General features: G+C 65.4%; 9 protein-coding genes. 6 read left to right on the top strand and 3 right to left on the bottom strand.

Annotated features, from left to right (window positions below; all coding sequences use genetic code 11):
* Nucleotides 1-118: 118 nt before the first annotated feature.
* The 3 genes from hrpA to ACP2WS_RS00225 form a co-directional block, all read right to left on the bottom strand.
* Nucleotides 119-4,222, bottom strand: a complete 4,104-nt coding sequence (gene hrpA / locus ACP2WS_RS00235; RefSeq protein ID WP_426458933.1) for an ATP-dependent RNA helicase HrpA — start codon at nt 4,220-4,222, stop codon at nt 119-121.
* Between the two features lie 85 nt (nt 4,223-4,307).
* Complete coding sequence (locus ACP2WS_RS00230) at nt 4,308-5,684, bottom strand: sensor histidine kinase (RefSeq protein WP_426458932.1); 1,377 nt, start codon at nt 5,682-5,684, stop codon at nt 4,308-4,310.
* A 287-nt stretch (nt 5,685-5,971) separates the two neighbouring features.
* On the bottom strand, nt 5,972-6,697 hold the full coding sequence (locus ACP2WS_RS00225) for a response regulator transcription factor (RefSeq protein WP_374492769.1): 726 nt from the start codon (nt 6,695-6,697) through the stop codon (nt 5,972-5,974).
* A 544-nt stretch (nt 6,698-7,241) separates the two neighbouring features.
* On the opposite strand from ACP2WS_RS00225, the gene ACP2WS_RS00220 reads away from it, so the two are divergent.
* The 6 genes from ACP2WS_RS00220 (at nt 7,242) to ppk2 (ending at nt 14,036) form a co-directional block, all read left to right on the top strand.
* Nucleotides 7,242-7,721, top strand: coding sequence for a hypothetical protein (locus ACP2WS_RS00220; protein WP_426458931.1), 480 nt, complete (start codon nt 7,242-7,244; stop codon nt 7,719-7,721).
* 97 nt (nt 7,722-7,818) lie between these two features.
* Nucleotides 7,819-8,244: a hypothetical protein gene (locus ACP2WS_RS00215; protein ID WP_374493664.1), complete on the top strand. Its 426-nt coding sequence runs from the start codon at nt 7,819-7,821 to the stop codon at nt 8,242-8,244.
* Between the two features lie 157 nt (nt 8,245-8,401).
* On the top strand, nt 8,402-10,060 hold the full coding sequence (locus ACP2WS_RS00210; RefSeq protein WP_374493662.1) for a DUF4384 domain-containing protein: 1,659 nt from the start codon (nt 8,402-8,404) through the stop codon (nt 10,058-10,060).
* Nucleotides 10,061-10,237: 177 nt separating this feature from the next.
* On the top strand, nt 10,238-11,317 hold the full coding sequence (locus ACP2WS_RS00205; protein WP_426458930.1) for a tetratricopeptide repeat protein: 1,080 nt from the start codon (nt 10,238-10,240) through the stop codon (nt 11,315-11,317).
* A gap of 154 nt (nt 11,318-11,471) precedes the next feature.
* Nucleotides 11,472-12,818: an amino-acid N-acetyltransferase gene (gene argA / locus ACP2WS_RS00200; protein WP_374493711.1), complete on the top strand. Its 1,347-nt coding sequence runs from the start codon at nt 11,472-11,474 to the stop codon at nt 12,816-12,818.
* Nucleotides 12,819-12,878: 60 nt separating this feature from the next.
* Nucleotides 12,879-14,036 carry a polyphosphate kinase 2 gene (gene ppk2 / locus ACP2WS_RS00195; RefSeq protein WP_374493659.1) on the top strand — a complete coding sequence of 386 codons (1,158 nt, stop codon included), beginning with the start codon at nt 12,879-12,881 and terminating at the stop codon, nt 14,034-14,036.
* The last annotated feature ends 103 nt before the right edge of the window (nt 14,037-14,139 follow it).

Here is a 14,139-nt window from a genome sequence, read left to right as displayed (position 1 = left end):
ACTATAGACGGTTGAATTACAGTTTTCTGTCAGGGTGGGGGTTTTCTTGATTCAGGTGAAGTGAATCTATGTTTTTTTGATGTATTGGCGCCACTGACCCGCAGACAGGGCCTCCGGGTCAGTGGATGAGCTGCTGCCAGGTTTTTTCGAGGCGCTTGACGCTCACCGGCTGGGGGGTGCGCAGCTCCTGCGCATAGAAGCTCACACGCAGTTCTTCGAGCATCCAGCGGAATTCCTGCATGCGCGCATCGACCTTGCCCTTGCGTTCGGCCACGAGCCGCCAGTAGCGCTGCTCCAGCGGACGGTGCTCGGCCATGCGGGCAGCATCGCGGGCGGGGTCGGCCCGCAGCTTGTCGAGCCGCATGACGATGGCCTTGAGATAGCGCGGCATATGGTGCAGCTGGGCCCAGGGGGTGTCGGCCAGAAAGCGCGAACCGCACAGGCGCTGGAGCTGCTGGGCGCAATCGGCCACGGCCTCGGGCTGGATGCGGGTGTCCTTGATCTTGCGGCTGGCGGCAGCAAACTCGGCGAGGACGCTGCCGGCCTGGCGGGCGACTTCCTGCGCGATGAGGGTGAGACGGGTGCGCCCTTCCTCAAGCCGCTGGCGGAAGCTGTCGGCATCATGCGGCAGGGGCTCGATCAGGAAGGCCCGGTCCATGGCCACCTGCAGGATCTGCTGGCGAAGCTCCTCTGCCGTACCCAGCGGCATGTAGGCTGCGGCCATGCGCTGGAAATCGGGCAGATTCTTTTCGAGATACTTGAGCGCGTCGCGGATGTGCAGCGCAAACAGGCGGCGCAGTCCGGCACGGTGGCGGGCCTCGGCCACCTCGGGTTCATCGAATACCGACAGGCTCACCGCAGTCTGCTGATCGACCAGCGCCGGGTAGCCGATGAGGGTCTGCCGTCCCCGACGGATTTCCATGATTTCGGGGAGTTCGCCGAAGTCCCAGGCGGTGTAGCGCTGGTCCTCGTCGATGCGCAGGGCATCGGGCGCATGCGGGGCTGCAGCGCCTCCGGAACCGGTGTCCGAGCTGCCGGTCTGGGTGGCCGGCGTGTGTCCACGCGAAGAGGGTATGGCAGCAGGAGATTCCGGGGCTTCGGCCCCTTCCGCTCCGGCATCGGGTCGCGTTCTGAGCACGGCGAGCGCCTGGAATGCACCCCGGGCCTGGGAACCGAGTTCCGCCTTGAGTGCCCCCAGATTGCGCCCCATGCCCAGCTGGCGTCCATGCTCGTCGGTGACGCGCAGATTCATGAACAAATGCGGGGGCAGCATGTCGAGCTTGAAGTCCGTGCGCTTCACGTCCAGTCCCGAATGGGCACGCACGGCCTGCAGCAGGGCCTCGACCAGGCTTCCATGGGCGAATCCGGGAGCCTCGTCCTGCAGCTGGGTGGCCAGACGCTGGGCGCTCTCGGGCAATGGCACAAAACGGCTGCGCGGACGCTGCGGCAGGCTCTTGAGCAGGGCCTGGATCTTGTCCTTGAGCATGCCGGGCACGAGCCATTCGCAGCGCTCTTCGTCCACCTGGTTGAGGGCAAAGAGCGGGATGTCGGCCGTGACGCCGTCGCGGGAGTCGCCCGGCTTGTGCAGGTAGCTGGCCCGGCAATCGACTCCGCCCAGCCGGATGGTGCGGGGAAACAGGTCGGTGGTGATGCCGGCAGCCTCGTGCCGCATGAGTTCCTCGCGGCTGATGCGCAGCAGCCCTGGCTGGCCACGGCTGGCGGCGCGATACCATTTTTCGAGCTGGTGGGCGTTGGTGACGTGTGCGGGAATCTGGGCCTCGTAGAAGGCGTAGATGAGTTCGTCGTCGACCAGCAGGTCCTGCCGGCGCGACTTGTGTTCCATTTCCTCGACCTGCCGGATCATCTTGCGGTTGGCGGCCACAAAGGGCAGCGGGCTGTCCCAGTCGTCGCCCACCAGGGCCTGCCGGATGAAGATTTCCCGCGCTGCCACGGGATCGACCTTGTCGTAGTCGACCTTGCGGTTGTTGTAGACCACGATGCCATAGAGGGTGGCGCGCTCCAGTGCCACCACCCGGGCCGCCTTCTTCTCCCAATGCGGATCCAGCAGCTGGCGGCGCATCAGATGGGCGCCCACTTCCTCGATCCACTGCGGCTCGATGCTGGCCATGCCGCGGCCGAACAGCCGGGTGGTCTCGACGAGCTCGGCACAGACGATCCAGCGCCCGGGCTTCTTGCGCAGATGCGCACCGGGATGGCGGAAGAACTTGATGCCCCGGGCTCCGAGGTATTCGCCGTGGGCATGCTTGCCATCTTCCTCGATGCGGCATCCCACGTTGCCCAGCAGCCCGGCGAGCATGGACTGGTGGATCTGGACATAGCTCGCCGGGGTGGCATTGAGCGTCCACTTCTGCTCACCGGCCACGGTCAGCAGCTGGCTGTGGATGTCTCGCCACTCACGCACCCGCCGCACGTTGATGAAATGCTGACGCAGCACGCTCTCGTACTGCCGGTTGCTGAGACGGTGGGTCGCAGGCGCAGCGGCGGGATGGGAGACTGCGGCCGGCTCCACGGCGGGTGCAGCCGCCTGCACACTGCGCTGTCCGACCGGCAGGACGGCATGGGAGGTGGGACGTCGGGCAGCGGCTTCCTGCTGGCGGGCCGAAGGCAGGGAGGGGTTGCCGCCCCGCACCTCATGCAGCCACTGCCACAGCTTGAGGTAACTGGAGAATTCGCTTCGATCGTCCTCGAAGCGCGCCTGCTGCTGGTCGGCCTGCGCCTGGGCGTCCAGGGGACGGTCTCGCACGTCCTGGACGCTGAGTGCGGAGGCAATGACGAGCGCTTCCTGCAGGGCTCCGCGCTGCTGGGCTTCGAGCAGGATGCGGCCGATGCGCGGATCGAGCGGCAGGCGGGCCAGCGCCTGTCCGACAGGCGTGAGGGCGAGGGCGTCGTCGACGGCACCGAGTTCGGCCAGCAGCTGGTAGCCATCCGAAATGGCCTTGGGACGGGGTGCCTCCAGAAAGGGAAAGGCGTCGATGTCCCCGAGATGCAGGGACTTCATGCGCAGGATCACGCCAGCCAGGGAGCTGCGCAGGATCTCGGGGTCGGTGAAGCGGGGCCGTGCGGCGAAGTCCTTCTCGTCATAGAGCCGAATGCATACCCCGTGGGCCACGCGCCCGCAACGGCCAGCGCGCTGGTTGGCTGCTGCCTGGCTGATGGGTTCGACCTGCAGCTGCTCGACCTTGCTGCGGTAGCTGTAGCGCTTGACGCGGGCTGTGCCGCTGTCGATGACATAGTGAATGCCCGGCACCGTGAGCGAGGTTTCGGCCACGTTGGTCGCCAGCACGATGCGGCGCCCCCCGTGCGGCTCGAAGACGCGGTCCTGCTCTGCCTGGCTGAGGCGTGCAAACAGCGGCAGCACTTCCACCTGCCGGCGGGCGGCCTCGGCCCCGAAATGGGCCCGGAGGTGATCGGCCGCTTCGCGGATTTCACGTTCACCTGGCAGGAAGACCAGGATGTCGCCCCCCGCCTGCGGATTGCGCCAGAGCTCGTCCACGGCATCGGCGATGGCGGTGTAGAGGTGGGTGTCGCGGCCCTCCTCAAAGGGGCGGTAGCGCACTTCCACCGGATACAGCCGCCCCGAGACCATGATGACGGGGGCCGGCCCCTGGGCAGAGGCAAAGTGCTGGGCAAACCGCTCCGCATCGATGGTGGCGGAAGTGACCACAATGCGCAGATCGGGGCGGCGCGGCAGAATCTGCCGGAGGTAGCCCAGCAGGAAGTCGATGTTGAGGCTGCGTTCGTGCGCCTCGTCGATGATGAGGGTGTCGTAGGCCTTGAGGAGCGGATCGCTCTGCGTCTCGGCCAGCAGGATGCCGTCGGTCATCAGCTTGACCGAGGCGCCCTTCTGCAGGCGATCGGCAAAACGCACCTTGTAGCCAACCACCTCGCCAAGGGGGGTGTCGAGCTCCTGGGCAATGCGCTTGGCCACCGAGCTCGCGGCAATGCGCCGTGGCTGGGTATGGCCGATCAGCCGGGGACGCTGCCCCGGGGCCGCATGCATGGCCCCACGGCCCAGCGCCAGGGCAATCTTGGGCAGCTGGGTGGTCTTGCCGGACCCCGTCTCGCCACACACGATCACCACCTGATGGGCGCGCATGGCCTGCATGATCTCCTCGCGACGGGAGGACACCGGCAGATTTTCGGGAAAGTGGAGAGAAACGGTCTGGGAAGGCGCGGGCTGCGCCTCCTGATGGGTGGACATGTATGCGGAACGGAAAGGGACAAAACGCCCGATTATCCCAGTCCCTCCCCTGCACTGCCAGCGGCACCTGATGCCGGCTCTGCCCTCACGGGTCCGTGCGGCTGCGATCCGGCAGGTTTCCGACCGTGGGGGCAGCCGTGGGGGCTCCAGCGGCAGGCACCGGCGTCGGCGGCTGACTCGCATCCGCCTGCACGCGGGGCAGTTCGAGGCGCAGCCGCGTCCCGCCTGCCGTACCGGACACCGCATCCGCGCTCACGTCGAGCCTGGCGCCGATCCCCTGCGCACGGTGCCGCATGCTGGCCATGCCCTTGCCCCCCGAGGCAGCGGACGACGATGACGATGCCTCCAGGCCACGGCCGTTGTCCCAGAGCTCGAGCGTCACCCTGTCGGCAAGGGCGTCATACCGGCAGGACAGCCCCATGCGCTGCGCCCCCGCGTGCCGAATGGCATTGGCCAGCCCCTCCTGCACGATGCGCAGCACCTGGCGCGCTCGCTCGCCCCGAACGTCATCGAGCTGGGGGGCCAGATCGACCTCCCACTGCAGCAGCACCCCCAGACGCGAGAGCACCGGCTGCACGCGGTAGCGCAGCGACGCCAGCAGATCGACGAGCGTCGCGGTACCGCCCCGGTCGCCCACCTCGTCGACCATCAGCTTGAGGTCGAGCAGGCACTGTTCGAGCGCCAGGGCGAGCTCCTGCTGGTGGACATCGCGGCGATCGAGCCCTGCGAGCAGATGCACCAGCTGCGACCCGACCCCGTCATGCAGTTCGCGGGAGATGCGCTGGCGCTCTTCGTGCAGCACAGATTCGCGCAGCCTGAGCTCCTGCCTGCGCAGGGCACGCAGGCGCCCGCTCGCCACGAGCCACAGCACCCCCATGGCACAGGCGTAGAAGAAATGGAAGGCCGTCACCATGGGCACGAGCTCGATCGAATGGTGCATGTCCACCATGAACAGACCGAACCCTGCGAGCGACAGAATGAGCAGAGCCGCACCCTGGGGATGGTCTCCGCGCAGTCCGAGGGTGGCGAGTGCCACGCAGTATCCTCCACAGAAAAGGGCGTTCCACCATTGCCAGACCTGCAGGCTGTCGAACAGCGCGCCATCGGGCCACATGGCGGCGCGCAGCACGATGATGAGCGAACCTCCCAGCCACTGGATGAAGCTGACCCATACGGTCAGCATGTGCAGCTGGTTGACCACCTCCAGAAAAAAGAGGAGCGCAGCCAGCAGGGTGAGCTGGTACCACAGCTGCACCTGGATCGAGGCAGCGGAGGTGTCTACCGCCGTCTGGCGCAGCGGGGTCCACGCCAGAAACACGGCCAGCGCCATCATGGACAGGGCGAACAGCACATCCAGGCGCCTGCGGCTGCGGCGCCAGAACACCGTGGCCGAGCCGCCATAGACCGACAGCACAAACGCTCCCACCCACGCCATCCAGTCATGCGATTGAATCAGCAGCATGATCTCCCTCCCCCACCCTCGCACTGAAGGCCATACAACAGCCTGAGGCGCCGGGTCTGCACCGCACCGCCACGACACCCCAAAGGTGCGCCTTCTCCTGCGCTTTGATGCCAGACGAACACCGCCCGGCCATCGTCCTTTTGGGTATTAGCACCATTCATTTCACCCGTCTACAGGGTAACCACTCAGTTTTGCATTCCCCTGCCATTTTCTGTCTGCTGCAACCGCACTGCTCCCATCTGGTGCACCTGCCATGGCTTGCACTGGTTCGCTGCCGCCGCCCCCTGCTACAGCCACCCGTGGGTAGTGGCCTTGTTGACGGCCTGGGCCCGGGTGCGCACCTGGAGCTTGCGGTAGATGTTCTTGATGTGGGCGTTGACGGTCTCGACGCTGATCATGAGCTTGCCGGCTGCTTCCATGCTGGTGTAGCCCGAGGCCACGAGCCGCAGCACGTCCTTCTCGCGCTGGGTGAGGTGTTCTGCTTCCGGCGCGGAACCGCCCGAGGCCGCGCCGGGAGACGCAATGCGCCAGAAAGGCGAGGTGGGCGTGCTGTCGAACCGGCGCAGAAGCCGCCGCGCGAGATTGGGGGTGATGGAGGCTCCTCCGTTGACCACCTGCAGCACGGCCTGCGCATAGGTGCCGAACCACGAATTCTTGACCAGATAGCCCGTGGCCCCGCAGGCAAAGGCCTTGAGCGCAAGGTCTTCGTCCTCCATGGCGGACACCACGACCACCTCCGCCATCGGACGATGCTGCTTGCAGCATTCGATAAGGGCAAAGCCGTCGCCATCGCCAAGATTCAGGTCGACCAGCAGCACCTCGAATTCATGGTGTGCGATGAGCTTGCGCCCCTCCTTCTGGCTGGTGCCGGTGGCCACGAGCTGCACGCGCATGTCTGCCATGAGCTCGTTGGTCACTACCCGCCGCATCTGGGCATCGTCATCGACCAGAAGCACCCGCACGGGCTGCCCCGGCTGGCCAGCCAGAAAGTGCGGCCATGCGGGTGTGTCCATGGCGATGACGCCCGAAGAAGTGCCCGTGATGTCCGCATGCTGTCGGGCATCCATGTCCTGCTGCAGGACGGAAGAAGGACGGGGAGGAATCATGGTCGTCTCCGGTCAGGGCCGACATACCCAAAAAGGTGTACCCAATATGGATATGAAAGTATCAATAAATATTGCTGCAGTGCGGGAATCTGAGTAAATGTTCCAACATGTGACTGATTTAAACAAAAAATGACGTTTCGGGGAATTTTTCACCAACTCAGGTCATTATTTTTTCACACTGTTTAATTCGTCACATTACGTTACTAACCTTTTCAGTATTGCACAAATTCGGTGCAAGTCCTTGAAACCCGTACGTTTTTTCCCGTCTGATCGCCCATGGATCCCCTCTTTCCGTTACCCCTTGCCGGCGATTGGGGGAGCTGGTCATCGGCCTGACACTGGCCTCGACTTCTGCGAAATCTCACTTTTCTACCGAGTTCTGCAGATGTCGGGTGTCTGGAATGAGCCATCACCCTTTTCGCTTGAGTTCACCCCCCAATGGAGGTTCATCATGAAAAAGCTTGCTCTCATCGCCGTCGCAGTTTCTGCCACTGCAGCCTTCGCCAGCGGGTCCGGCCATTCCGGCGGCGGCACGCCCCCCGCTCCTTCCACCCCCACGCCCTACATCGCCATCCATGCGCCTTCGGTGCAGGCGGTGGCTGCGGTGCAGTCCGGCATCCTCAACAAGTCCTCGGGCGGCTATTCGCTGGCGACCCAGAACCTGTCGACCAATGCCGGCAACGTGACGGTCAATGCACCCCAGATGCAGCTGACCGCCATGCGGAACTCCGCCGTGTTCAACTCCTCCACCGGCGGCTACAGCACGGCGGCCCAGAACCTCTCCACCAATGTGGGCCATGTGGACATCAACGGCCCCTCGCTGCAGCTGACCGCGCTGGCGAATTCCTTCGTGGGCAACTTCTCGTCGGGCTCGTACTCCAAGGCGGTCCAGAACCTGGCCACCAACAACGGGTGCACGAGCTGCAACTGACCGTGGTCGGCTGACGTGAGCTCAAGGGCGCCCCTGTGTCCCGTCCAGACATATGGGCGCCTCTTGTCCTGACTCTTTGCAGATCGAGGAGCACATCATGCATCCCACTCCTACTGTGTCGCTGTATCTGGCCGGGGGATGCCTCCTGGCGGGGCTCTCCATGCAGGCGATGGCGGCTCCGGGCGAGGACACCATCTATCTCAACCGGCCGGTGCAGTATCTGTCGCTGCCGAGCGGTGGCACCGCCAAATCCACCGACATTCAGAACAAGACCGACATTCCCGACTGGCTCAAGGCCAAGGTGTCCCGCTACGAAGCCAAGGCCTATTCAGCCACGGCCAATGACGGCTCCATGTTCACCGACGCCAACGTGATCACCAGCACGGCAGGCGAAGGGGTGCAGAAGTCCTGCCTGCAGGAAGTGGGCAACAGCACCTCCAGCAGCAGCACTCCCTTCAGCCGGCTCGGCAGCAACCAGCAGATCGTGGTGCTTAGAGGCGACCTGGTGAACGTCTGCCGATAAGGCAGCCTGCAGGGGAAGTGCCGCCTCTTCCCTCTTTCTTGTTTCCTCTTTCCCCCCGGAGCCCTGTCCGCCTGCATGCCTGGTGGCCAGGCGAACGGAGGGCCCCCTTTTCCGACCATTCCGGCCTGAAGCGTGCGCGCACGCGAAGAGAGTCATCATGGAAAACGCCCTCCTGCCCCCTGGAGCTGCTGCGCGGCTCCCCCTGTCTCCCTGGTCCACGCTGCGCCTGGGCAGCCTGCTGGCGTCGGGTGCCGTGCTTGGCGCCTGTGCCCCAATGAATCCGGCCGTGGATGCCGGCTACCAGTCCTATGCCAACGTGGCGGCCCGCCCGGTGGTGCGGCCGGTGCGCTCCATCTCCAGCTTCTCGGATTCGCTCATGTGCATGGACCGCCTGTTCCAGGAAGCCCATGTGCCGCCCACGCTCATTTCGAGCAAGACCATTCCGGACTATTCCGGCAAGGTGCCGGTGGCCACCAAGGAGATGATCCAGACCTCCCTGTCGCAGATGTCGCGCATCAGCAATGCCTTCCGCTACGTGGACTACGAGGTCAACATCGCCCAGCAGGACACGGTGCAGAACCTCACCACCATCCTGCTCAACAACGGCCAGATGCAGCTGCAGCGCCCCGCGCTGTATGTGTCGGGGGCCGTGGCCTTCGTGGATCAGGGCGTGCTCAGCAACCACATCGACGCCGGCACGTCGGCAAGCCGTCTGGAAACCGGCATCAGCCGCACCCGCAATGCCAACATCATCGGCCTGGAGCTGCATCTGGGGGACTTCAAGTCACGCACGCTGATTCCCGGGATGGACTCGGCCAACGAAGTGGCCATCGGCAGCGGTGGACAGGGACTGGATCTGGCCGGCGCCATCGGCAAGACGGGGTGGAAATTCAACGTCGGGCGCGATTACAGCCAGGGTACGGGCAGTGCCATCCGCACGCTCGTGGAGCTGGCCATGATCGAGCTCACCGGCAAGTGGGCGCGCGTGCCGTACTGGCAGTGCCTGACGCTGGAGCAGACGCACCCCGAGTTTCAGCACCAGCTGCGCATGTGGTATGACGAGGGCAGCCCCTCCTACCGCCAGACCATGGTGCAGCATTCGCTCATGCGGCAGGGCTATCTGCCCACCGGTTCGGCCATCCTGCCGGCCAACAGCCCGGTGCTGCGCGAGGCCATCGGCAAGTTCCAGGCCGATCGCGGGCTGGTGGTGACCGGCGAGATCGACTACACCACCTATGACCGCGCCCTGCGCAACTTCGTGGGCATGGCCGCCGACGGCTCCATCGAACGCATCGGCTGGAACGCGCTGGCAGCCCCCACCCCACCCCGGCAAGATGCGCCGCGCACGCTGCAGATTTCGCTGCAGATCGAGAACCCCGTCCCGGACAAGACGACCTTCCCCTCCGGCACCCAGCTCTTTCTCTCGACCCGTGTCTCGCGCAGTGCCCATCTGTACTGCTTCCATTCCAGCCCGCAGGGCAACGTGATCCGGCTGCTGCCGAACCAGTCGAACCCCTCGTCCTCTGTCTCGGCCAACACCACGATCCGCATCCCGGACTGGATGTCGCCCAACCCGCCCTTTGTGCTCGATACCGGCACGCCGGGTACCGAATCGGTGATCTGCCTGGCCACCCCGGATGAGGCCATGGAGCGGCTGCCGGCGGCGTTCCGGGTTCCGCCCCTGACCCTGGTACAGGGAGTGCAGGGTGTGCAGGGGGTCGAGACCCAGTTTGCCTCCGCCTTCGGCAAGAACGGCTATACCGCCCAGACACTGCACTGGAACGTGGTGCCTGCCGCCCCCGCCCCGAAACGCTGACACGCTGCCCTGCGCCACCTCTCCCGCCTGGAGCGCACGACCATGCACGCCCTCGCCTTCTGCCGCCGTATGGCTCTCCCCCTCTCCGGGGGCAGTCAGCGCACTGTTCTTCCGTCGACGGGGCTTCGACCACGCCACGGGCTGGGACTGGGACTGACCCTGTGCCTCCTGACGAGCATGGCAACGCATCCCGGCTGGACGCAACCCGCGACACACGCCGATGCCGCCACAGAGCCCCCCATTCGGCTGATTCATGCCAGCCCCCTGCCACAGCCTGCCGCCGCCCCCTCCGATCAGGACATCGCCCAGCGGCTGTCCGTCCTCATGCAGCAGGCCGACCGCGCAGCCACCCTGCACGGAGCCGCCCGTTCGGCAACGGAATCCCGCTCCGCCGCCCAGGCGGCCTGGACCCTGGGGCTGATCCATCTGCATGGGGCCGGGGTTCCACAGAACCGCATGCAGGCCCAGCAGTGGTTCATGCAGGCCGCTGCCGGGGGATTTCCTCTGGCCCAGGCCGGGCTGGCCTGGTGTGCCATGGACGGCTGCAGCGGTCCGCCGGATCTGGAGGCGGCAGACGCAGCCATTGCGGCGCTGCGCCCATCCGCGCCGGCACGGGCCGCCTTTCTGGCCTGGCTGGTGGAAGGACGCCGCGCCCGGAACCAGCCCTCGCAGCAGCTCGCCCCCGGGCGCTCTCCCCTGCTGCTTGCTGCGGCACAGGGAGGCGAAGTCCATGCACTCAATGCGCTCGGCATCGATGCCGCCCTGCACGGACAGGACGCCGTGGCCGAGGGCTACTTCCGCCGTGCGGCGCCGGGCTCGCCGGCTGCCCGCGCCAACCTGGAGCGCCTGACCCGCAGGCCATCGGCCCGCGACAGCACCGTCAGCCGCCCCACGTCCACCTCGGGCGAAGCCCATGCCTCGGCCGATGCGCTCTACCAAAAGGCACGTGCCTTGCACCGGGGCATCGGCCGCACGCCGAACTACAGCGAGGCCCTGCGCCTCTACGCCAAGGCGGCATCCCGGGGCAGCGTGGCGGCACAGCGCATGCTGCAGCTCATCTACGCGCGTCCTGCCCCGCAGGGCGGCGTCGACATTCTGTGGATGCAGCAGCTCGCGCAGGTCGATCCGGGCGTGGTCCCCTCCAGCGCCATCGTGCCGGACGGTGTACAGATCTGGCAGCGCGAACCCACCCCCCTCTACGACCTGCTGCCCACCTTCTGGCAGCAGCTCGTGGGCGAGGTGAGCCGCGGTGGCTAGAAGCGAGCCGGCACCTTCGCGCCAAGCAAGCGGCAACCGTGTGTGAAGGCACCGCAGGAACGGGGCCAATCGAGTACACAATAGGGGTTTTACATGCTGCTCCGGGCCGCCTGCCGGCACGGGACAGACCTCCCTGGTTCTCACCTCCATGTCCATGTCTGCGGTCTTCAACTTCACCTTTGTGCCCTGGTTCCGGGCGGTTGCACCCTACATCCACATGCATCGCGGCAAGACCATGGTGGTCGGCGTTCCGGGCGAAGCCATCGCCGCCGGCAAGCTGCCTAACGTGGTGCAGGATCTGGCCCTCATCAAGAGCATGGGCGTGAAGATCGTGCTCGTGCACGGCTTCCGCCCGCAGGTCAACGAGCAGCTGCGAGCCAAGGGCGAGGAGCCCCGCTATTACAAGGGCATCCGCATCACCGACGGCGTGGCGCTCGACAGCGCGCTGGAGGCCGCCGGACAGCTGCGCTACGAAGTCGAGGCCGCCTTCAGCCAGGGCCTGCCCAACACGCCCATGGCGGGTGCCACCGTGCGGGTGATCTCGGGCAACTTCCTCACGGCGCGGCCCGTCGGCATCGTGGACGGGGTGGACTACAAGCATTCCGGGCTGGTGCGCAAGGTCGATTCCAGCGCCATCCAGTCCATGCTCGACCAGGGGGCGCTGGTGCTGCTTTCTCCGCTCGGCTTTTCTCCCACCGGCGAAGCCTTCAACCTCAACATGGAGAACGTGGCCACCGAGGTCGCCAGCGAGCTGCACGCCGACAAGCTCATATTCCTCACCGAGATCGGCGGCCTGCGCCAGCGGCCCCTCGATCCCGAGAGCGAGGACAACCCGGTCGACACCGAACTGTCGCTGGCCGATGCCCAGCGGCTGCTGACCAGGCTCCCCGCCCCCGAACACCCCAACGATCTCGCGTTTTATCTCCAGTACTGCGTCAGGGCCTGCATCAAGGGCGTGGAACGCAGCCACATCGTGCCCTACTCGGTGGATGGCTCCATCCTGCTGGAGATCTACACCCACGACGGCATCGGCACCATGGTCGTGGACGAAAAGCTGGAGAACCTGCGCGAGGCCACCATCGAGGACGTGGGCGGCATCCTGCACCTGATCGAGCCGTTCGAGCAGGACGGCACGCTCGTCAAGCGCAGCCGCACCGAGATCGAGCGCGATGCGCACCTCTACACCATCATCGAACACGATGGGGTGATCTTCGGCTGCGCGGCCCTCTACCCCTATGCCGAGGACAGCACGGGCGAAATGGCCTCCGTGACCGTGAGCCCCGCCGTGCAGGGCCAGGGCGACGGTGACAAGCTGCTGCGCCGCATCGAGCAGCGCGCCCGGGCCATGGGGCTCAAGAGCATCTTCGTGCTCACCACGCGCACCATGCACTGGTTCATCAAGCGCGGCTTCCAGGTGGTCGATCCCTCCTGGCTGCCCGAGGCACGCAAGCGCAAATATAACTGGGACCGCAAAAGTCAGGTTTTGGTCAAAAAACTGTAACGGCGGCCCCAATAGTCCTAAAATCCCAAGGGATATTTCCACTCGCTAAGGAGCTCCCCTATGGCCACCTCTTCCAAGTCCCCCACGGCCTCCCAGGACAAACCCCGCCTCGCCCGATCCGGAGATGTGGTGCTGGGCAAGACAGCCCCCCGCAACATCGACCGCGTGGCCACCCGCGAGGCGGAAGACTCCGCGCTCACCCGCCGCGAAGTGGCCATCGAACAGATCCTGGAGAAGGCAGAGGACAAGGTATCGGCCATGCAGACCCTGCTGAGCCGCGCCTCCAAGGACGAGGTGGCAGCCCTGCGCCGCATGCTGGCAGAATCCGGCACCGGCAGCAAGACCATCAAGGTTTCCCCGGATGACGAACTCGCGCCCAACTGGCGCAAAGGCGGCTATCCCTACAAGAACCTGATGATCCGCAAGAACTACGAGAAGCAGAAATACAAGCTGCAGGTCGAGTTGCTCAAGCTCCAGGCATGGGTCAAGCAAACGGGAGCCCGCGTCGTGATCGTCTTCGAAGGACGCGACGCTGCCGGCAAGGGCGGCGCCATCAAGCGCTTCATGGAACACCTCAACCCCCGTGGCGCGCGCGTGGTGGCCCTCGAAAAGCCCACCGACGAGGAACGCGGCCAGTGGTACTTCCAGCGCTACGTCAAGAACCTGCCCACCAACGGCGAAATCGTGCTGTTCGATCGCTCCTGGTACAACCGCTCCGGCGTGGAGCGTGTCATGGGGTTCTGCTCGGACGAGGAATACCAGGAATTCATGCTGCAGGCGCCCCTGTTCGAGCGCATGCTCACCCGCAGCGGCATCCATCTCTTCAAGTTCTGGTTCTCGGTGAGCCAGGACGAACAGCGCCGCCGCTTCAAGGAACGCGAGCTGCACCCCCTCAAGCAGTGGAAGCTCAGCCCCGTGGACAAGGCCAGCCTCGACAAGTGGGACGACTACACCCGCGCCAAGGAAGCCATGTTCTTCGAGACCGACACGGTGGATGCACCCTGGACCGTCATCAAGAGCGATGACAAGAAGCGCGCCCGCCTCAACGCCATGCGCTATGTGCTCAACAAGGTGCCCTATTCCAACAAGGACACCGACAACATCGGCACGCTCGACACCCTGCTCGTCGGCCGTGCCAACAACATCTACGAAACCGGCGAGCATCCCATGGGCGAGGTACGCCCGCTCACGACGCCGCTGGCTCCCGTCAAGCGCTGATCATGCTGCAGAGATCCGGGAAGGGGCACTGCCCTTTCCCGGGTTCTCTCTTTCGAGCGACCCCGCTGTGGCAGTGAGGTCGCTTTTTTGTCTCTGAACGTCG

It is taken from the genome of Brachymonas moutaii (nom. illeg.), from assembly GCF_049977365.1.
Classification (GTDB): domain Bacteria; phylum Pseudomonadota; class Gammaproteobacteria; order Burkholderiales; family Burkholderiaceae_C; genus Brachymonas.
This window is presented reverse-complemented; position numbering and strand designations above follow the sequence as displayed.

Excerpts from the sequence above, each read along its gene's own strand:
- hrpA (WP_426458933.1), bottom strand. The coding sequence starts at position 4,222 with ATGTCCACCCATCAGGAGGCGCAGCCCGCGCCTTCCCAGACCGTTTCT.
- ACP2WS_RS00230 (WP_426458932.1), bottom strand. The coding sequence starts at position 5,684 with ATGCTGCTGATTCAATCGCATGACTGGATGGCGTGGGTGGGAGCGTTT.
- ACP2WS_RS00225 (WP_374492769.1), bottom strand. The coding sequence starts at position 6,697 with ATGGACACACCCGCATGGCCGCACTTTCTGGCTGGCCAGCCGGGGCAG.
- ACP2WS_RS00220 (WP_426458931.1), top strand. The coding sequence starts at position 7,242 with ATGAAAAAGCTTGCTCTCATCGCCGTCGCAGTTTCTGCCACTGCAGCC.
- ACP2WS_RS00215 (WP_374493664.1), top strand. The coding sequence starts at position 7,819 with ATGCATCCCACTCCTACTGTGTCGCTGTATCTGGCCGGGGGATGCCTC.
- ACP2WS_RS00210 (WP_374493662.1), top strand. The coding sequence starts at position 8,402 with ATGGAAAACGCCCTCCTGCCCCCTGGAGCTGCTGCGCGGCTCCCCCTG.
- ACP2WS_RS00205 (WP_426458930.1), top strand. The coding sequence starts at position 10,238 with ATGGCAACGCATCCCGGCTGGACGCAACCCGCGACACACGCCGATGCC.
- argA (WP_374493711.1), top strand. The coding sequence starts at position 11,472 with ATGTCTGCGGTCTTCAACTTCACCTTTGTGCCCTGGTTCCGGGCGGTT.
- ppk2 (WP_374493659.1), top strand. The coding sequence starts at position 12,879 with ATGGCCACCTCTTCCAAGTCCCCCACGGCCTCCCAGGACAAACCCCGC.